General features: G+C 31.3%; 15 protein-coding genes and 3 pseudogenes. 13 read left to right on the top strand and 5 right to left on the bottom strand.

Annotated features, from left to right (window positions below; translation table 11 throughout):
* Positions 1–13: 13 nt before the first annotated feature.
* Positions 14–559, top strand: a complete 546-nt coding sequence (locus V7S50_RS31380) for a hypothetical protein (protein WP_336376746.1) — start codon at positions 14–16, stop codon at positions 557–559.
* 378 nt (positions 560–937) lie between these two features.
* Here the strand turns inward: V7S50_RS31380 and V7S50_RS31375 are convergent, their stop codons facing one another.
* Together V7S50_RS31375 and V7S50_RS31370 are read right to left on the bottom strand one after the other, a co-directional pair.
* On the bottom strand, positions 938–2368 hold the full coding sequence (locus V7S50_RS31375) for an IS4 family transposase (protein WP_086423312.1): 1431 nt from the start codon (positions 2366–2368) through the stop codon (positions 938–940).
* Between the two features lie 148 nt (positions 2369–2516).
* Positions 2517–2927: a DUF1878 family protein gene (locus tag V7S50_RS31370; RefSeq protein ID WP_086423311.1), complete on the bottom strand. Its 411-nt coding sequence runs from the start codon at positions 2925–2927 to the stop codon at positions 2517–2519.
* Positions 2928–3416: 489 nt separating this feature from the next.
* Here V7S50_RS31370 and V7S50_RS31365 point away from each other — a divergent pair, with 489 nt between their 5' ends.
* From V7S50_RS31365 to V7S50_RS31355, 3 genes are all read left to right on the top strand, one after another.
* A complete protein-coding gene (locus V7S50_RS31365; protein ID WP_336376805.1) occupies positions 3417–4136 on the top strand; it encodes an MOSC domain-containing protein in 720 nt (239 codons plus the stop codon).
* A gap of 445 nt (positions 4137–4581) precedes the next feature.
* Positions 4582–5109, top strand: coding sequence for a GNAT family N-acetyltransferase (locus tag V7S50_RS31360; RefSeq protein WP_270673593.1), 528 nt, complete (start codon positions 4582–4584; stop codon positions 5107–5109).
* 557 nt (positions 5110–5666) lie between these two features.
* Complete coding sequence (locus tag V7S50_RS31355) at positions 5667–6227, top strand: NAD(P)H-dependent oxidoreductase (RefSeq protein ID WP_336376804.1); 561 nt, start codon at positions 5667–5669, stop codon at positions 6225–6227.
* A gap of 902 nt (positions 6228–7129) precedes the next feature.
* On the opposite strand, the gene V7S50_RS31350 is transcribed toward V7S50_RS31355, so the two are convergent.
* Positions 7130–7723 (bottom strand): hypothetical protein, encoded by a 594-nt coding sequence (locus V7S50_RS31350; RefSeq protein WP_088021385.1) that lies wholly within the window; start codon positions 7721–7723, stop codon positions 7130–7132.
* A gap of 158 nt (positions 7724–7881) precedes the next feature.
* Positions 7882–8124: pseudogene (locus V7S50_RS31345) on the bottom strand (DDE-type integrase/transposase/recombinase); the annotation flags it as partial.
* 400 nt (positions 8125–8524) lie between these two features.
* Here V7S50_RS31345 and V7S50_RS31340 point away from each other — a divergent pair.
* The 3 genes and pseudogenes from V7S50_RS31340 to V7S50_RS31330 form a co-directional block, all read left to right on the top strand.
* A pseudogene (locus tag V7S50_RS31340) lies at positions 8525–9805 on the top strand (ribonuclease domain-containing protein); the annotation flags it as partial.
* Positions 9806–9825: 20 nt separating this feature from the next.
* Positions 9826–10101, top strand: a complete 276-nt coding sequence (locus V7S50_RS31335; RefSeq protein WP_088349136.1) for a barstar family protein — start codon at positions 9826–9828, stop codon at positions 10099–10101.
* Between the two features lie 859 nt (positions 10102–10960).
* Positions 10961–12388: an S-layer homology domain-containing protein gene (locus V7S50_RS31330; RefSeq protein ID WP_336376803.1), complete on the top strand. Its 1428-nt coding sequence runs from the start codon at positions 10961–10963 to the stop codon at positions 12386–12388.
* Between the two features lie 148 nt (positions 12389–12536).
* Here V7S50_RS31330 and V7S50_RS31325 read toward each other — a convergent pair whose 3' ends face one another.
* Complete coding sequence (locus V7S50_RS31325) at positions 12537–13091, bottom strand: helix-turn-helix domain-containing protein (protein ID WP_336376802.1); 555 nt, start codon at positions 13089–13091, stop codon at positions 12537–12539.
* Between the two features lie 193 nt (positions 13092–13284).
* Here V7S50_RS31325 and V7S50_RS31320 point away from each other — a divergent pair, with 193 nt between their 5' ends.
* The 6 genes and pseudogenes from V7S50_RS31320 (at position 13285) to V7S50_RS31295 (ending at position 18769) form a co-directional block, all read left to right on the top strand.
* Entirely contained in the window at positions 13285–13497 is a 213-nt protein-coding gene (locus tag V7S50_RS31320) for a serine ammonia-lyase (protein ID WP_336376801.1), read from the top strand.
* Positions 13498–13696: 199 nt separating this feature from the next.
* Positions 13697–14200: a DUF3902 family protein gene (locus tag V7S50_RS31315; protein ID WP_336376800.1), complete on the top strand. Its 504-nt coding sequence runs from the start codon at positions 13697–13699 to the stop codon at positions 14198–14200.
* A 98-nt stretch (positions 14201–14298) separates the two neighbouring features.
* Positions 14299–15120, top strand: a complete 822-nt coding sequence (locus tag V7S50_RS31310) for a peptidoglycan-N-acetylglucosamine deacetylase (RefSeq protein WP_336376799.1) — start codon at positions 14299–14301, stop codon at positions 15118–15120.
* A gap of 258 nt (positions 15121–15378) precedes the next feature.
* Positions 15379–17109, top strand: a complete 1731-nt coding sequence (locus V7S50_RS31305; RefSeq protein WP_336376798.1) for a methyl-accepting chemotaxis protein — start codon at positions 15379–15381, stop codon at positions 17107–17109.
* Between the two features lie 460 nt (positions 17110–17569).
* Positions 17570–17734, top strand: a pseudogene (locus tag V7S50_RS31300) (helix-turn-helix domain-containing protein); the annotation flags it as partial.
* A gap of 129 nt (positions 17735–17863) precedes the next feature.
* Complete coding sequence (locus tag V7S50_RS31295; protein ID WP_336376797.1) at positions 17864–18769, top strand: alpha/beta hydrolase; 906 nt, start codon at positions 17864–17866, stop codon at positions 18767–18769.
* Positions 18770–19222 lie beyond the last annotated feature (453 nt).

Genomic DNA, 19222 nt, shown 5'->3' with positions numbered 1-19222 from the left:
AAGGGATTTAGTCATGAATGAATTAGTAAAAAGAGCAATACAACAATTTTATGTAAATGAAGATAAAGATGCATATTTGTTAAAATGTGAAAGCAAAATTGAATTACCAATAGAATTACAATCATTCACAAACAACAGTAATATTCTTACTACATCTGTTAAAAATAATGTGATTTGGCCAGCAGAAAAATATATATTTGATTTTAAACCATATAAAAAAGATAATTTAAAAGTTGACTACAGCAGTACTTTATTAATTTCAAAGTTGGTGCCCGTGTTTTACTTTCAACATGAATTTTCAGTTGACTGTCCTGATGATACGTCACTCATGTCCACTTTAGATGGAGATAGCACACAGGCCTATACGATTCAACAATTGGAATTCGAACAACAAGTCATTCAATCTTTAACATCGAAAAATTATACACAACTATCCTATGCAGAAGTAAATGAGGTTGTTATGGATCTCAAATTCCCAGAGGGTGTAACTTTCTTTGGTCCTCAGGTGACTGTAGAATATGCTCTTTTTCATGATGTTTTAGATATTTGTCCAGATTAATGAAATTTTAAATAGGAAAAAGTCGTAGGTAATAGTTCCTACGACTTTTATTATTGAATTTTTTTCCAGAATGACCCCTCATATCCAGAATCGTTTCCGTACCCCTACAAGGTTCAGCCGAGATTTTTTTATGGTTATTTGACATTATCAAGGTTTTTAATTCACACTCGCTTTTCGATTAGTTGAATTTGAAAAATGTCACTGTCATTTATACCAAGCACCTTCATTTCCTCTTTAAGGGGAATCGCCACATCGCTATCAAGCTAAGCCCTTACAACGTCAAGTATAGTAGAACTTGTTTCTTTTTTCTAAAAGCTAGGTGTAGAGAATTTAAAGAGTTGCATGCGAAATAAACCCTATCGGGTTTCATTTTTTGAATTAGGCCGCTTGATCATCAGACATGGTACAATTGTAAACGACACCTAATATATCAAAGACGGTTTTTTTCTCATATCTATGGGATTTTCGCCCGTTCTGCTGTAGGAGGTTGAACAGGCGAATGAGAATCTTTGATAGTTCTTGGGTGTCTTTCTGTGTAGCTTGATAAATAAGAAGAAAATAATCTTTAATCATATATATGGCTTTATATTCACTCAGTTCTCGTTTCTTTTTCATAAGAAGTAAGTGTCGCATTTGAAACATAGTAGACGAACAGAGTAGAATGGCAATCAGTTGCCCATACAAATGACATTCCAATCTTTCTCGTTTTATCTTTTTACAATGCTGAATATGAAAGAATGATTTCCATGTTTTAAATAAAATCTCGATTTGCCAACGTAAAGAGTACCAATCATGTACTTGTCCCATCGGGACAATATCTGTAGAGGTATTGGTCATGTATACATTGATACCGCTAAGTCTTTTACTACGAGCAGAGTACTTCATTCCTTTCTTTTTTTCTCTTACAGTTTGATCTTGTAATCGTTTTTGTTGTTGTTCTTTTGTTAGCCGATGAACGATCACACGAGTTGGGATTTTATCAGTCATTCCTACATAAGCATCGGATATTTCATAGGTTTTTCCTGGTTGGAGAGAGTTCATTAATACCTCCATATCTATCTGTATATACTCTGTACCTTTCTTGATGCTTCCATCCTGAAAATAATCAGGTGTGAGATTTTTTTGATAAATACGTGTATTGGATTTAATACGAGAGATATAGTAAGCCTTTTTATCTTGTATATGTTGAAGATCTTTTAAATGAAAATACCCTAAATCACGGATACATAAATCATTTGGTGCTACAGTTGGAACACACAGAGAACCGTAGGTTCGATCATGTTGTTTCCCTGGACCTGTATGGATATGCAGGAATTGTCCGCTTAATAGGTCATATTCAAGTTGAATTTTCATCCCAGCAGTATGGCTACATCCTCCAGCCCCAGGATAAATGGTTGAAAATATATCTGGAAGCTGAAATGCAGTGGAATCTAAAATGCGAATACGCTTGAAAACAGAGGTGTATGGAGAAGAAAGTGGCATAGATGAAGTTAATTTTTTATTTAGAAGGTTAGTCAATATATGTTGTAAAAACTGAACGGCTGATGTATTAAACCGTTGATTCAGTCCTTCTGGACTGATAAGTACTTCTGTGGATGCTTCTAAACAGCTAGATAACTGAGCTAAAGAGGTTGTAGCGATATTTTGACTCATCCATATACATAAAGCGACTAAATCTTTTGCTTGGTATTTACTAGTTCGTTGTACAAAACCAACATCTCTAGCAAGATCCCGTAAGGTATTTGGAGATAAAAAACTTTGAATCTCTTGAGCAAATAGTTGTAATTCATCAGACACAGAAACAGACATAAAAAACGCCATCCTTTCCTATAATTCTACAGAAAGGATAACGCCTTTTTTACTTTATGGATAGTGCAAAACCTTAGTTTTATATCGATGTAACGGTACCAAATAGCCGTTTAATAATTATTTATATCACCTTTATATATCTATATAATCAAACGTTATTAATTATTTTTAATTGCTCTAAAAGATAATCACAGACATTCACAAAAATACATTGTTTTTTTAAACTTAATAATAAGTATTTCAATTCAAATTCTTGATAAAAAATCTTAGTGATATATAGTTTAAACTCATCTAAATTAGGCTTTTCTGGGCTGTATAGCATATCTAAAGGAAGTTTAAATTTAGAAAATAAATGATCGTTTTGGGCAAAAATCGAAACTTCTTCTCTAGTTAATCGATCATGAAATGCAATTAAAATTTTTCTTAAGGCATTTACTTGTTCTTCTTCAAATTCATGATCTATAACAAATCTATAAAATGGGAATTCATCTGACTGAATCATACTTTGCATAAGTCTAAATTGATATCTTAATAAAGTCACTTCTTTGATTAAATCCATATTTCCCCTCCTTTATTTCCCTAAATTAACCAGTTTATCATAACAATTTATAACTCGAAATACAAATACTTATGATATATCACCCATACAATTTTTATTAACATAACCTATCATTATCAATAGTTAACGATGCATAAAATTTTCGTTATGGGGGTAATTAAAACTATTAGCTTGATGGGGATGGGGAATCGCCAGCATTTCGGAAAAAAACCACGCTAAGAGTATGCAAAATTTTATACAGTTTTTCGGCTAATCCAGTAACAAATAAAAAACCTAAAACCGCACTAAAATAGGAATGTATAAAAAATTGCATAGATTGATAGAACAAAAAAAGGAGGTTCCCTTGTGAGATTAGGGTTCCTCCTTTTTATTTGCTACCGATAATTGATAGGTTATGTAAACTTCACATGAATACTATATTCATAAGGTAACTAATTCCAATTGATTATATAATGAAGGGATAAGATTAGATAAAATAGGAGTAAGGATATGATAATTGGAGAACTAAAAGAAATTGTAAGACATCCAATAAAGTCATTTCGCGGAGAAAATGTTCAACAAACTTTCATTGCATCCTATGGCTTATATGGAGATAGAAGCCATGCTTTTTTAGATGAAACAAGACCAGGAAAGTATTTAACCGCAACACAACTTCCTGAAATGATTGGTTATACGGCGAGTTTTATAGGAGAAGAAACTTTGGATACATATCCATCAATCAAAATCGTTTCTCCTGAAGGGAAAATATATAAGTGGGGCGATCAAGAGTTACTTACAGAATTGGAACAAAAATCAGATCGTAGAATTAAAGGCATACAATACTCACCCCAGCAAGTACCTCTAGGTGCAATTGAAGAAGAACATGTATTAATTGTGACTAATACGTCATTACAAGAAATAAGTGCAATGTGGGGACAAGATGTGGACCATAGGAGATTTCGTCCAAACTTGATATTCTCATTATATGAAAATATTCCTTTCGTAGAAGATACATGGTTTGGAAAATGTATACGTATAGGAGAAGCAGAATTAGAAATAGTAAGACACTGTGAACGCTGCATGATTATTACTATTGATCCTAACACATTAACATTTGAAAAAACTCTCTTAAAAACTGTTGTACAAAAAAGAAATAATCATTTTGGAGTCTATGCATCAGTTATAAAACCAGGAAAAGTGAATGTTGGGGATTCTATCATATTAGAATAACCTTCGATAACACTGATTATGTAAAAATAAAGCCGTCCTGATGGACGTTTTTTTTTGCTTAGCGTGAGGTTTTTCAAAAATACTGCGATACGCCTCGTTTTGGGGTATTTGGTTTTTCATAGCTTGATAGCGATGTGTTAGAACCCCACATCTCCATCAACTTAATAGAACAGATTAACTTCAAAAAGAAAAATCAGCTTTTTTATTATAAGTTAACACAAAATTTAGTTCTGGGGGCGTTATAAAATTTTAACCTGATAGCGATGGATGACCCTTAAAAGATGAATTATTGAAATTACGTAGTATGATCTATGATAAATTTTGAGAATAAAAACCCTTTACTACTTTTCAGTTTTACTTATTGTCTAACGGTGCAGGTTAGTTGAACAAATAAAGGAGTTTTGCTTACAGTAAAGAAAGAATAAATAAAGAAAAATGTAAGGGGATGAATAAAATTTCAGAACGTAGCAATCATGTTATTCAAATTAAACCTTGGGAAGATAAGGACCTTGATTTACTTTTTCGTATTAACACCTCAGTGATGATGCAGCATCTTGGAGGTCCAGAAAATGAAGAACAGATTTTGAAGCGACACAAACGGTACCTTAAACTAGATAGTAGAGGATGTATGTTTAGCATTTTATTGTTACCAGAGCAAGAATCAGTGGGTTCTGTTGGCTATTGGCAAACTACTTGGAATAATGAAAGTGTGTACGAAACTGGCTGGAGTGTTCTTCCCGCATTTCAGGGGAAAGGAATAGCGACAACTGCAGTAAAGTTGGCAATAGATGAAGCATCCGCTGAGAATAAGTATAGGTACATTCATGCGTTTCCTTCAGTTGACAATCCAGCTTCAAATGCAATTTGTCGGAAGCTTGGATTCAAATTAATCTCCGAATCCGAATTCGAATACCCTCCTGGTAGCTTTATGCGATGTAATAATTGGTGTTTAAACTTAATTGCCAGTAAATAGCCTTCTTAAACTAACGGAGGCGTTAATTTAATAGGTGTCACCACATATGTCCATCAAGTTAAGATAAATCTGTATGTGACTTTAGCCATAAAGTTGCCCCTAAAGGAATCATAACCTTGCCGTGAATGCTGTTGGTTTGTAATAATTTTCAATCAAAAGCATGCTGCAAAAATTGATTTTTCAACAGAAGAAACCCAAACATTTTGAAAAAAGTTTGATCAAAGTGCTTGGGTTATTTGTTGCTAGTGAATAATTTTTTATAAAAAAGCTCAATCATTTTTCTACCTGTGTTTGCTCAACAATCGCGCCCTATTCTTGAATAATGAAAAAATGACTTAGTATTCCATCTTTTCGTACATCGTACGGTGTCCCCATGAATGTAATTATTCTACTTTGCGGGTAATAGGTTCTCTGGTCCCCCCATATAGAATAAATATTTTTATAATTGATTTAATACTCACATTTATGTAAGTACCTGTACTAAAAGTGCATACTTACATATTTATAGTGTTCACTTTATTATCAAGATATAAATAATACTTAAGGAGGACAACTCTTTGAAAACTCTTGTCATTGTAACACATCCCAGCATAGAAACTTCCGTCATTAATAAGCGATGGATAGAAGAACTGAAAAAATATCCGGAAAAGTATACTGTTCACGAATTGTCTAAGGTTTACCCTGATGGAAACATAGATGTGCAAAAAGAACAAAAAATGGTTGAATCACATGGTAATCTGATTTTGCAGTTCCCTATACATTGGTTTAATTGTCCGCCTCTCCTTAAAAAATGGCTTGACGATGTTTTAACTTATGGATGGGCTTATGGTTCAAATGGAGGGGATAAATTAAAGAATCGTAAAGTTGCTTTAGGTGTAACTGCAGGAATCAAAAAAGAAGATTATAGTGAAAATGGAAGATATCAGTATACACTTGAACAAATATTAGTTCCATTTAAAACGACATTCCTGTATTGCAATGCAGATTATCGTTCGTACTTTGCGTTTTATGGTAAAGAAAATAAGCCGGGTGGAAACGAAGAAGAAGAAAATGAGCCTGGTATAAGCGAATTGGAAAAAAGCGCTCAAGATTATTTGAATTTTGTTGAAAACCTGTAATAGGTGGCTTTATAAAAGCTATAAAAAAGAAGTATCTCCTTCTTGAGGAGATACTTCTTTTGATTTAAACAAAATAGCTAGCTACCGCTGTACATCCTCCATAGCGGATGCTTTTTTTCTTTGTTATATAAAACTTATATAATAAATGAGAAATTAACTAAGCGGACAATTGAACACTGAACTCATCATACCTCACATATTGATTCATAACTAAAATATTTTAAACAAATGTTTGTTTAATTTTCCTATACCTAATTTCTTCATCTCATAAATAAAAAAGATAAGAAATCCCCATTTACATATATTCAATAATTATAGTTAGTTATAATATGAAATTCATTTTCTTATAATTAATTGATCCTGTATGCCATTATATATTTTTCTGTAAGAATGCACCATTCTTCTCTATTTACCTATACTTATATTTTTATAAATTATTACGATATAAATATTGATTTAAAACGTTTTGTTCGAAATAATAAATTAGGATTTTCAGGGGGTAAGATCGTTATTTATTCTCCTATGATAAATTCACAAAATTTTCAAACATTAAAAGTGCATACGTTAAGATTTGGTATATAATAAAATCAACCCGTGGTTATAGTGTTTGCTCCGATTCAAATTATGAGATAGTTTGTTTCAACTTTTTACATTATCTAAAAAAGGACTTGTAGAAATTCCTACAAGTTCTTTTTGTTTTCCATTGTAAAGAACCTACAGTAGATCTTTAAAAGAAACTTAATATCTTAATTGAGGAAATTTGTTATTGTATCGTCTTAAACATTTTTTTGAACTCTTTTTCATTAACCTTATTAGTTTGAGGGTTCGAATCATTCATTATATCTTTCCATTGACTGAAAAACCCTCTAGGTATACCTTGTAACAATTAAATAACTTAAAAATTATTTAATTTTCACAAATTCATTTATTAATTTAGCTCTACCTTCTTTGGGATATGCATGTTTTTCTAGAAAATCTTGATGCCACGTTCTATCTTGTATACTTAAATCTTCTATTTTGTATCCCAAATAGCTGTTCAGTTTATCTCGGTTCAATTCGATTTCATAAACTATCCCCTTAAATGGAATATTAATTAAGACATTTTCCAAAAATGAAAATTGACGTAATAGACGAGCGCTTTCTTGAGTAAGTATTTTATTAATCCTGTCACCTGTTCCGAAGTATTCTTCATATGTTTTAGCATCATTACCTGGATTTTTATTTAATGTGACATATTCATCAAAAGAATCAACGTACTGAATAGCGACATTTTTAGATTTTCCGCTTATACATACTTCCTTTACAAATGGAGCCCCTTGAATATTCTTGATGTATAAGCATAAAGCTGGATGGTTTTGTGTAGCATCTATAACCCACGTTTTTCCAATCTTTTTCGATACTACTTCACTCTTTGCACAAAGGTTTTTTATATATCCAGGTGATAATCCCCATAGAACCGCTGCCTCTTCAACTCCAATTACTTTATCTAGATCCATCTAACCACTTCCCAAATGCGTCATCGCATGTATTTATTTAAAATAATAACATGCGATGACGCATTTGTAAATAATCTTACGAAATTTATTGAATCATTTATAATTCATTTTTCATTTTATAACAGTTCAAGAATATTCATTGCAGAGATACATCTATATTAATCAAATAATCTTTTAGTAATTTCTCTACACCGCGTCCCAAAAGGTACACGTTTTTTAATAAAATGATAATCTTGCTCTATAATATTATTCAAATATTTGATCCTTCGGATTTGGGTGCCTACGGGCATCTGTTTTTCTTTCTTTAATTTTTTGATAACAATTGGATAAGTTGGATTTTTATCAACGGTAATTATACGAGGTTTAGAAGCATGAAAAGAATATAGGAGATGTTTTTGGAACTGGAACAAATGCTTGTAAAATAGCTTCTAATAATGCTATAGCTATAAAAATATCAGATGATGGAGATATTAAAGTTTATAAATTTGGAAATAATGTACTTAATATATAGGAGAGAATATTTTGTCTAAAAACAAAAGTGAGTGGATTGATAATATAATGGAGCTTTTATTAAATTTTTCCTACAACCAAATACAATAATGAATAGGTAGCATCATATCTCTAAATAGAAACGATTTCATTATTCCATTAAAGGGCGTTTTAATGGAATAAAAGGAGAGCATATATTAGTCATGTATAATATATGCTCTCCTTTATTTTTAGGGATTTTTATAATTTAGGTCTTGGTAAATTTTGGATGTTTAACTCTGGGGAAAAATTTCTAACGATTTAGATGTTGAGAAAAAAGATGTGCAACATAAAATGCAAGTAATAAAGGAAACACATGATAAGTTGCAAGAATTAGTGAATGCAATGAAAGGTGACATTAAAAATTTAACAGTCACTCAAAGAAAAGAGCTATTTAAACTGCTTGGAAATACGAGAGAGGATGCTTTAGCGTATGGAAAAGAGTGGATGGGATTTAGTGCTGATGTATATGTATCTATCCTGCAATACTATACATCGCTTTATCAAACCTATGTTGGATATTATCAAGCATTAGATGTAGTTGCTGGGAAAACTGCAGACTTTTTAGATGTTCTTGCTAAAGCAACAGTTGAAATCGAGGAAAACCATCGTAAGTTAGCTGAAGGGCTTTCAGGTATCGTTAAAGACTTAGGACCAGTTGTAAATAGTTCGATTCGCTTAAAACATTCTGTAGATGAAGCGAAGCCTGGAATGGAGGAACTTGTACAAGTAACAAGAAAAAACGCTCCAATCATTGCAAAAGATTTACAAGCATTGGATGCGAAAATTCCGGGATTTTTCACAGATTTCAACATGGGATTAGACCTTGCAAATACATTTATGGACTCCGCTAATAAAATAGCAAGTCATAAGATTGATATACCTGCTGCTGCCATCAATGTTGGAAATATTGACTTGAGTAATGCACTACGTGATTTAGGTGGCGATCCATCTAGAGTATATGATCGTAAGAATGATGGAGATGTATCATTCGTATTGGGTATGACGCCCATAATTGGTACAGGAAAAGAAATTGGACAACTCATCAAAGGGGAAGACTTAGTAACCGGTCAAAAATATGATCCAGAAGATTATGTATGGGGTACATTGGCTGTCGTATCTGGTGGTACAACACGTGTTATCGGTAAAGTTGTAGGGAAGGTTGGAGACCTTGAGAAGAAAGGTAAGGCTTTAGAAGCGGCAGCCAAAAATACAAAATTCAAGAAATATCCTACGGGTTTTGATGAAGTCGCTCAGTATATAAAACAAAATTAGAAATTACCGGATAATTTCATCACAAAGCAACAAGCTGAAGCTTTAGGATGGGATAGAAAGAAAGGAAATCTCCACGAAGTAGCTCCAGGAAAAAGTATTGGTAGAAATGTTTACTATAATAATGAAAGGCTATTACCAAGTGCTCCAAATAGGACTTGGTATGAAGCGGATATTAATTATTCATCAGGGTATCGAGGTAATGATAGAATTCTTTATTCTAATGATGGATTAGTGTATAAAACTTCTGATCATTATAAAACGTTTACCGAAGTAAAATAGGGAATAGAGGGATTAAGTTTATGGATATAGTAAAATTAGATGGAAGAACATTTACTAGTAAAGAAGTATTGCACCAAATATTAAAAAAACAATTAGATTTCCCTAGTTTTTATGGGGAAAATGCAGATGCTTTGTGGGACTGTTTAACTGGATTTATAGGTCTTCCTATAACAATAGAATGGGAATTTTTCGAGAGTACTCAAAAAATGTTAGGACCTTATGCGGATTTAATTTTAAAAATATTTCAAGATGCACAAAATGAAATGCCAGGTAAGTTCTATATTGTTGTAAAATAATTAAAAGGATCTTAGGTAAAAATAAAAACCGTAGAAATTAAATATTTCCACGGTTTTTATTGTAACAATTAGGTTTTCTTTCATAGTGGCCCCTCATACCTCGAATCGTTTCCGTACCCCAAAATTGGAATACCATTTTACATAAAAATTTAGGTCTTGATAAGACCAAAGCTCAAGCGTGAGTATAAAAAAGATAATGTATATATAATAATAGCCACATTGACAGTAGCAGTTGTGGGACATCATGATAAAAACATCTCGTCTTTTTTAGTTTATGCCATTCGAATGATTAACATTATATATTGAATATTTAGTATAGCATATCATATCATATTTGATTTAGAATTCAATCACTTAAATTTAACTGGAGAAACATGTAATTGGTTTGTAAAAAAATAGGCAATCCTCTTTATAAAGGAATTGCCTAATCAAATGAATTAAAACAAATAACAGACAAATCGATCATACTATAAATCTTAATATAAGTATATAATGATTATAAGAATTTTATTTTTAATTAACAAAGGCTAAATATTATATTATTAAATATACGTTAACACGATATTAATTATAATTAAATATAAATTAATTATCGTTTGCTCTTTTAAAGGAAATTTAACTATTAAATCTACCTTATACATAAGTCAATTATGACACTATGGAAATTCAAATTCATATAAATATCATACGTTTTTGTAAAAGACATCTATTGACACTTGTACATATAAGTAACTATAATCATTACATCAAATTGAATACATGTTAATACAATCTGATTATGATTACAGGCATGTAAATATAAAAATAGAAAATCTCAATTTGATAAATACAATAGTATGGTAGAGGTGTATATTTTTTTATGAAGCACAAATTCATCGCGACAAGTATCCTCGCAGGAGCAATATTATCTTATTCTTCTAATATTTTAGCAGATACTCACAAATTTCCTGATGTTCCAAAGTGGGCAGAGCAATCCGTTAATTATTTAGTGGATAAACAAGTATTAAGTGGTTATCCAGACGGAAACTTTGGCTCAAATGATTCACTAGACAGAGCTTCCGTCGCAACAATTATGACAAAAGTTTTAGATATACAAATAGACTACGATGCAAAACCATCCTTTATAGATTCACAAAACCACTGGGGAACACCTTATATCGCCGCAGCTGAAAAAGCTGGCATTATTAAAGGCGAAGGTAATGGTATCTTCAATCCATCTGGAAAAGTAACGCGCGCTGCTATGGCGGCAATGCTAGTAAATGCATATAAACTTCAAAGTACAGCAAATGATAATGGCCAAAGTAAATTTGAGGATTTAACAGGCCATTGGGGTGAAAGGTTCGCCAATATTTTAATTGATTTAAAAATTTCCGTTGGTACTGATAACGGTTGGCAACCAAATAGATTCATAACACGCGCTGAAGGTGCTCAACTTACTGCAAAAACAGATATGATGCAACTAACTCCAAAGAATGTTTTAAAGGAAAAAGAGATTATTACTGCTACCTCATATGAAGATTTGAATTTAACGGTGACTTCTAAAATTACAGCTCAAGAGATTGATAGTTTTATTGCAAAATATCATTCAGATAGTCCTTTGGTTGGACATGGGCAAGATTTTATCAATGCGCAAAATCAATATGGCGTGAATGCTCATTATTTAGCGGCGCATGCGATTTTAGAATCTGGATACGGAAAATCAGAAATTGCATACCAAAAGCATAACCTATTCGGATTACGTGCATATGATGGAGATCCGTTTAAATATGCTAAATACTTACCAACGTACAGCGACAGTATTGCTTATAACGCTAATTATGTGCGAGAAAGATATTTAGAAGAAAGTGGTATGCATTATAACGGACCAACATTAGCTGGTATGAACGTGAAATATGCATCAGATAAAGGCTGGGCAAAAAAAATTGCGGGTATTATGGAACGTATGAAACCATTCCGTGCGGAAGACTATACATATGCAAAAAAATTACCAAAGAGCCCTGAAACATTAGATGTTGAAGCATTATCTAATGAAATACCGTATAAAATGTATGCAGATGGTTCGAGCGTAAATATAGTATCATCAGCTACTTATTACTATGTACCTTATCCATTTGATTTGAAAATTAAAAGTAGATCAGATGTAGATGTAACGCAAAATAATGTTGGTACATTAACTCCTGGAACAAACATCTTTATTTATCGTGAAGATCCAAATGGATGGGTCGAATTCTCTTTTGACGCTAATGGGGAAAAATACTGGACATTAAAAAGTAAATTAAGCATGTAATCAAAAAGCTCTACTTTACTATTCTTAATTGTTTAGCTTTTAATCTCATATAATTATGAGACAAGTTTTTTATTTTCTTAAAATATAGTTATGTATACAAAAAGTTAGAGAATTATTTTCTCTAACTTTTATCCGATAGTATATGGAATTAAAAAGATGGTGGGGTTACTCCGAATATAACATTGACTTTGTTTAAAGAAGTGTTTTCCCATTTATGCTTTGCATATGGTGGGATTTTAACACTATCACCTGTATTGAGAAGTAAAACCTCATCATTTAGATATAGTTTTACTTGTCCTTCCATAATAAATGCTATTTCTTCACCTTTATGTGCCACAGGTTCTATAGATGAAGCGGTTTGAGGTAACAGATTCATTAAAGCCAATTCTAGTGATCCATCTAAATTGGGAGATAATAACTCATACGAAACATTTCCACTTTCAGGGAAAGTTATTTTTTTTCTTTGATTAGCTCTTACAACTAATTCTTCTGTATTGGTATCTTCTAAGAAAAAATTAAATAAAGGAATATTTAATGCTACAGAAATTAATTTTAGTGTTTGTAATGATGGATTCGTGATTCCTTTCTCAATCTGACTTAACATGGAAGGTGTTATATCAGCTAATTCAGCTAACCGTTTACTAGTTAATCCGGCATTTTTTCTAAATGCCATAATTTTTTGACCAACATTAATATTGTTCATATGTGTAATCCCCTTTAAAAAAGTAAAAAAATATTAAATTATAATTAATTTTATTTACTTATACTAAACATGTTGTTAATATATACTTAATTATAATAAAGTATGGTTAAATTTCCAAGCACCTGCATAGTTGTGAGAATAATAAATAAGACGAGAAATGATTGGTATTTATTCTTCTTGTATGTTTTTAGGTATGATGACCAGATTACATGAGGGCATTTCCGTACAAGATATTGGGATTGATAATAAAAAAATACCGGCAGTCAGAAGAGCATCTGGGTTTGTAGATAAAACATTAGAACCATTTTTAAGCGGTGCATATACAGCTAGTAATAATTACTTATATAAGTTATTAAAAGAATTAATAGATAAAGAGAGAAAAGACTATATACAAAAAATGCTTTAAAACAAAATTTGAATCAAGGTACACATAAGGTACACATATTGTATGGGGAATAGGAGAAAGCATGAGTTCAAGAGAAGTAATGGAAGAATAGTATCAAACAGGTTCTCAATTAATAAAAAGGGCTTTTAATAAGAAAAGGACAACTCAAGAGTAAACATCAATGCTTTATCATAACAATTATTAAGGAAGTGAGAACATCATGAAATCAGCATTAAATAATATTATGATCTCTTTGATTTTTGCATTAGGAGGGGTCATTGCACTTTTGTTTAATTTAATGGGAAATCAAGATTGGATATTAAATTGGGTGGGAGTATTACTGGCATATCTATCTTTGGCCATTTTAATAGATCTATCAAATAAAATTGTGTATTATAAAATATTTCCTAAAATACTATACAGAACTTTGTTTATTTCCTTTAATACTGCAGTATTAGGAATAGTTGTAGGGATAACATACCAACTATTAGGAAAGTGGAATGTTACTATAATGATGTACTATTGGTTGATAATCTTATTCTTACATTTAATTACTATAATAACATTAGTTATATTGATATTTTTAAATCTTAATAATAAAAAAAATAGTTTTTCATATAAGTTTATTATACTTTTAAACATTTTCCTTACCTTAGGGCCAGTGTTATATCCATTAGTTCTAACTATTATTGGAAATGGTATGAGCAGTAGTGCAGGAAATTAATAGGGCTTATCCAGATTATTAAAACTACTAGCAAAGGCAAAATGAGTTTGGTTAAATAACATATAGTGGAATAATAGGATAGAAAGAAGAATTATGGTATGAAAATTAAGCTAAAGAAAAAAAGAATTTTATGTGTATTGTTAGCTATTACATTAGTAGCAATAGGTTATTACATGTTTCAATCTATAACGAATCCTAAGCTAGTAAATGCAGAAGAGGAAAACAGTGTTCAACAAGTGAGCAGTCTTCCTAAAAATGAATTTAGAAAATCAATACCTAGTCGTTTTGATGGTAAAGAAAGAAAAGTTGTATATTTAACTTTTGATGATGGACCAGGAAAATATACAGCTAACCTATTAGATATATTAAAAAGAAATAATGTGAAAGCAACATTCTTTTTAATTGGTGACAATGTGAAAAGGTTCCCAGATTTAGTGAAACGAGAACATGTAGAGAGTCATTATGTTGGCATGCATAGCATAACACATGATTTTAAAAGGTTATACACCAATAAGGAATATGTTAAGGAAATGAAAGAGGATCAATCTTTAATTAAAAATGTTATTGGAAACTCACCGAAATTAACACGGCCACCATATGGATCAATGCCTGGCTTAAATGAATCACTTCGAAATCAAGTGGTCGGAAATGATTTAAAAGTATGGGATTGGACAATTGATTCTTTAGATTGGAAATACAATAAATTAGCCGTTGATGTAGCAGCTGCAAAAATTGTGCAAAATGTATTGGCAGGTGCGACATCTTCAAAAGAAATTGTTTTAATGCATGATATTCATCCCCAATCTGTCGCGGCAGTTCCAGCAATTATAAAAGGATTAAAAGAAAAAGGTTATGAATTTGAAGCTTATAATCAGAATGACCATTTTCCAATAAACTTTTGGCATGATAATCGTATATAAAAAGATATGTATTAGTAAAAAGGAAATCAGAATGGAATAAGCAATTACTATAGGATTTAAATATTAGCAGGAGCGTGTTTAGATAAATAGATGAAAACACGCTCTTTTTACCGGACTATATTTAAATTTAGATTTAAATATGAACTTTCTTATTTTAGAAAACTTTATACGGTTTTTTAATAGATATAAACAATTAAATGTCTTTTATTTATGCAAATAAAATTATTTAATCATAATATAACAATGGAGTGAAGTTAATTGTCGTTTTTTAAAAACAGTAAAATTGGTACAACATTAAATGTATTAGTAATTATAGCAAGTGTGGCTTGTATAATATTATCTATACTAGGATTTTTGGGTCTGAAAAAGGGGGAGCATGCATCTAATACGATGTATGAAGATAGTTTATTACCAATTCAGTGGATAGGAGCTATAGAGTCTAATTTTTATCTAATCAATATGAATGTAAAGGAAACTATTCTATCAAAAGATCAGAAAAGAATAAAGGAGCTTTTGGCAGAAATAGATGTAGCTCGTACAGAAACTGATCAGTTAATAAAGAAGTTTGAGTCTAGAGTTAGTTCTAATAAAGAAAAAGAATTGTATACAACATTTCATGAAGTATTTAATGAATTAAGAACACAACTGAGGAAAGTACAAGATTTGGGACAATCTAATAATGAAGAAGCATATGCTTATTATCTGAAAGAAGTTGACCCTAATATGAAAAAGGCAGTGCAGGCTATTCGTGAGCTCATTCAGGTTAATAATAATAATGCAGATCAATTACAAAAAAATAATACAGCCAGTGCAACAAATACTATAATGCTGTTTGTCAGTATCTCTATTATAGCAATCGCAATCGTTATTTTTATTGGATATATCATTAAAAGTACAATTAGACAACCGATTGTATTATTAGAAAGAGATATGGAAAAGGTATCTGCAGGTGATTTAACGATACGTACTTCTTATAAATCGGATAATGAATTAGGAAGTATTGTAAGGTCTTTTAATAGTATGCTGGATAACTTACAACAATTAATTGGAGAAGTAAAAATCACAACTCAAGAGGTCATTTCTTCTACCAATGGAATGTTACAAGATACTAAACGAGCATCTCATATATCAAGAGAGGTAGTTCAAACTATATCCGAGGTTGATAAAAAAATAGAAGGACAAGTTACTAGTATTCAAGAAAGCTCTTCATCAATGGAAGAAATTGCGACTGGCGTTCAAACTGTAGCTGAGTCTTCAGCAACGGTTACAGAAGTGGCGGTCACAACAACAGAACAAGTCAATTCTGGTAGTGAAGTAATCAAACAATCTATACTTCAAATGAATAGTATTCATCAGGTTGTTGAAGAAACATCCAAAGTAATAGAGAGACTTGTTATGCGTACACAGCAAATTGATAAAGCTCTAGATGCGATTACTAATATTGCTGAACAAACAAACCTCCTTGCCTTAAATGCTTCAATTGAAGCTGCACGTGCTGGAGAAAATGGAAAAGGATTCGCAGTGGTAGCAGCGGAAGTAGGGAATTTAGCTGAACAGTCTAAAGCATCTGCAGATGAAATCAATCATTTAATACTAGCCATTCAACAAGACACAAAAGATACAGTTGATGCAATGCAAAAAGGTCAACAAAAAGCGTCGGAAGGAAAAGAAACAGCTAATAAAGCGGATCAAGCATTCTCATCTATTATGGTAGCTATTAATAAAATCACTAGTCAAATTCAAGAAGTATCTGCAGCGACAGAAGAAATGTCTGCCGGCACAGAAGAAGTAAATGCCTCTATGTCGAGTGTTTCTGAAACCGCAGCGCAAGTAGCTAAAGAAACAACTCAAACAGTACAGTCAATCGAATCACAGGCAGCCTCAATTGAAGAAATCTCGAATCAATCTAACAAAATAAAAGAAAAAGTAGAAGCATTATCAGAGTTAGTTTCGAAATTTATTATTGAGAAACAAGGCAAGGAGAAATAAGAGTAATAAAAAAGACTATTGTAACTTTTATAAATATGAAGTGCACCCCAATTGTTAGACACATAATTAACAATTGGAGGTGCATTTTTTATGGATAAATTTTCTTCAAAAGATAAATACAAGCAGTAAAACGATAATATCGTAAAATAGGTTATGTAATTAATATAAGAGAGCTATCTGTGAGAATTTAATATATTTTTTCATTTTAGAGGTGACCCATTTTTTAGCTTGATAGCGATGTGGTGTTATCCCATGCCCATCAACTTAAGAATTCAGAATTACCCCAAAACGAAAAAATGAGCTTTTTTGTTACATGTTAGTACAAAATTTCGTTCTGGGATACTATAGAATTTTTGCTTAATGGGCATTGGGAGAGTTACCTCTATACATTTAATTTGCCTTTTATGCAGGGAAATAAGCATTATTTTTGAATAGATAGTTAGTAAAGTTAAGTAAATGAGGGGAATTTAAAGATCGGTTAAAGAAATATCATAAAAATCACACAGCAATGAATTATGTAGTAAAGTTATACAAAGAAGGAAATATGACTGTACATCAAATTTGTGAAATTACAAATGTATCTAGAGCTTCATTATATAGAAAGTTATCGGAAGGGAACAAATAATCATTCCTTATTCCATTAAATGAACGAATTAATAGAACAAGAATAAATTATTTCTTCTATCGAAATATAATCCCAAAACAAAATAATCTATTAAGTAATTCTCATTTTACAAAAAAGAGGTGTGAAGAAATGTCATTAACATCAGTTTTATTAAATGTGTTATTTGAAAAGGGGGATGCTAAAAGAGATAAAGGGTTAACTACCCCAGAAAATATCGCAAGGTTTGACAACCTTGATTACTACGGGGATAAAAGTGAAGACCATTTGCTTGATGTGTATTATCCAAAAGATACGGAAAAACCTTTGCCAGTAATTATATCGATTCATGGTGGTGGCTGGGTGTACGGGAACAAGGAAGCTTATCAATTTTACTGCATGAATTTAGCCCAGTATGGGTTTACGGTAGTAAACTTCAACTACTGCCTTGCACCAAAATATAAATTTCCAGCGGCTCTGGAAGATGTAAATTCGGTTTTTCATTGGGTGAAGAATAATTCAACAAAGTTTCATATGGACTTAAATAATTTGTTTATTGTAGGTGATTCAGCGGGGGCACAGATTGCAAGTCAGTATGCAGCAATTTTAACTAATTTAAAGTATGCAAAACTGTTTGACTTCAAAATGCCTGATATTAAAATAAAAGCAATGGGATTAAACCACGGAATGTATGATCCAATCGATAGAATAAAAAACAAAGAAACGAAAAAATGGTATAGGAATCTTTTAAATGCTTTGATGAAGGACTATCTTGGAAAAGAAATTTATAAATATGAAAAGGAAATGGATTTTCAGTCAAACATTACACCATCTTTTCCTCCGTCCTTTGTGACTTGCAGTGTTAATGATGGATTGGTTGGGATTCAACCTGCTTTCCTTAGTAAATTAGAATCCGCAGGACTTCATTATATTTACAAGGAATATGGTCATAATGACAAAGCGAGCGGTCATGTATTCCACCTTGACTTAAGAAAAGACGAAGCAACAATACTCAACAACGAACAAATAGAATTTTTCCACCAATACATATGCAAATGAGTAGATATCTAGTAAGAAAGTAATTAAAACAAGCTGAAAATGGGGTATCCCCAAAAAGATATAAATAATATCTTTTGATTAGAATTCTCCTATAAAAATAGTTGAAAATGTAAATTTAGACGAATTTTGAACAAGGTTTTTCAAATATGGTATTTTGCAACTTTCTATTCCTTTTATCTAAGATTTATAAGGGAATATTCTTATTATAATATAGTTTTTGATGTAAATAAAATTAGTTATCTATTAATTATTAAAAATTATTTAGAGTTACCTTCACTACATAATAATATTAATGTTAACTATTTCAAGTATTAACTACCATAAGTTATAGAAATTGCTTAGATGAGTACTCTTATATTAGAAAAGTATAAAAAATATACCAAGTCAGACTAAGTTTGAAAAATATCTAAATGTATTCCAAATCCTTCAAAAAAAGGGTACGTTTGTTATGAA

The organism is Bacillus sp. CCNWLW194, assembly GCF_037120585.1.
GTDB classification, from domain to species: domain Bacteria; phylum Bacillota; class Bacilli; order Bacillales; family Bacillaceae_G; genus Bacillus_A; species Bacillus_A basilensis.
This window is presented reverse-complemented; position numbering and strand designations above follow the sequence as displayed.

Excerpts from the sequence above, each read along its gene's own strand:
- V7S50_RS31330 (WP_336376803.1), top strand. The coding sequence starts at position 10,961 with ATGAAGCACAAATTCATCGCGACAAGTATCCTCGCAGGAGCAATATTA.
- V7S50_RS31370 (WP_086423311.1), bottom strand. The coding sequence starts at position 2,927 with ATGGATTTAATCAAAGAAGTGACTTTATTAAGATATCAATTTAGACTT.
- V7S50_RS31380 (WP_336376746.1), top strand. The coding sequence starts at position 14 with ATGAATGAATTAGTAAAAAGAGCAATACAACAATTTTATGTAAATGAA.
- V7S50_RS31360 (WP_270673593.1), top strand. The coding sequence starts at position 4,582 with ATGAATAAAATTTCAGAACGTAGCAATCATGTTATTCAAATTAAACCT.
- V7S50_RS31375 (WP_086423312.1), bottom strand. The coding sequence starts at position 2,368 with ATGTCTGTTTCTGTGTCTGATGAATTACAACTATTTGCTCAAGAGATT.
- V7S50_RS31310 (WP_336376799.1), top strand. The coding sequence starts at position 14,299 with ATGAAAATTAAGCTAAAGAAAAAAAGAATTTTATGTGTATTGTTAGCT.
- V7S50_RS31295 (WP_336376797.1), top strand. The coding sequence starts at position 17,864 with ATGTCATTAACATCAGTTTTATTAAATGTGTTATTTGAAAAGGGGGAT.
- V7S50_RS31320 (WP_336376801.1), top strand. The coding sequence starts at position 13,285 with ATGATGACCAGATTACATGAGGGCATTTCCGTACAAGATATTGGGATT.
- V7S50_RS31315 (WP_336376800.1), top strand. The coding sequence starts at position 13,697 with ATGAAATCAGCATTAAATAATATTATGATCTCTTTGATTTTTGCATTA.
- V7S50_RS31335 (WP_088349136.1), top strand. The coding sequence starts at position 9,826 with ATGGATATAGTAAAATTAGATGGAAGAACATTTACTAGTAAAGAAGTA.
- V7S50_RS31365 (WP_336376805.1), top strand. The coding sequence starts at position 3,417 with ATGATAATTGGAGAACTAAAAGAAATTGTAAGACATCCAATAAAGTCA.
- V7S50_RS31325 (WP_336376802.1), bottom strand. The coding sequence starts at position 13,091 with ATGAACAATATTAATGTTGGTCAAAAAATTATGGCATTTAGAAAAAAT.
- V7S50_RS31350 (WP_088021385.1), bottom strand. The coding sequence starts at position 7,723 with ATGGATCTAGATAAAGTAATTGGAGTTGAAGAGGCAGCGGTTCTATGG.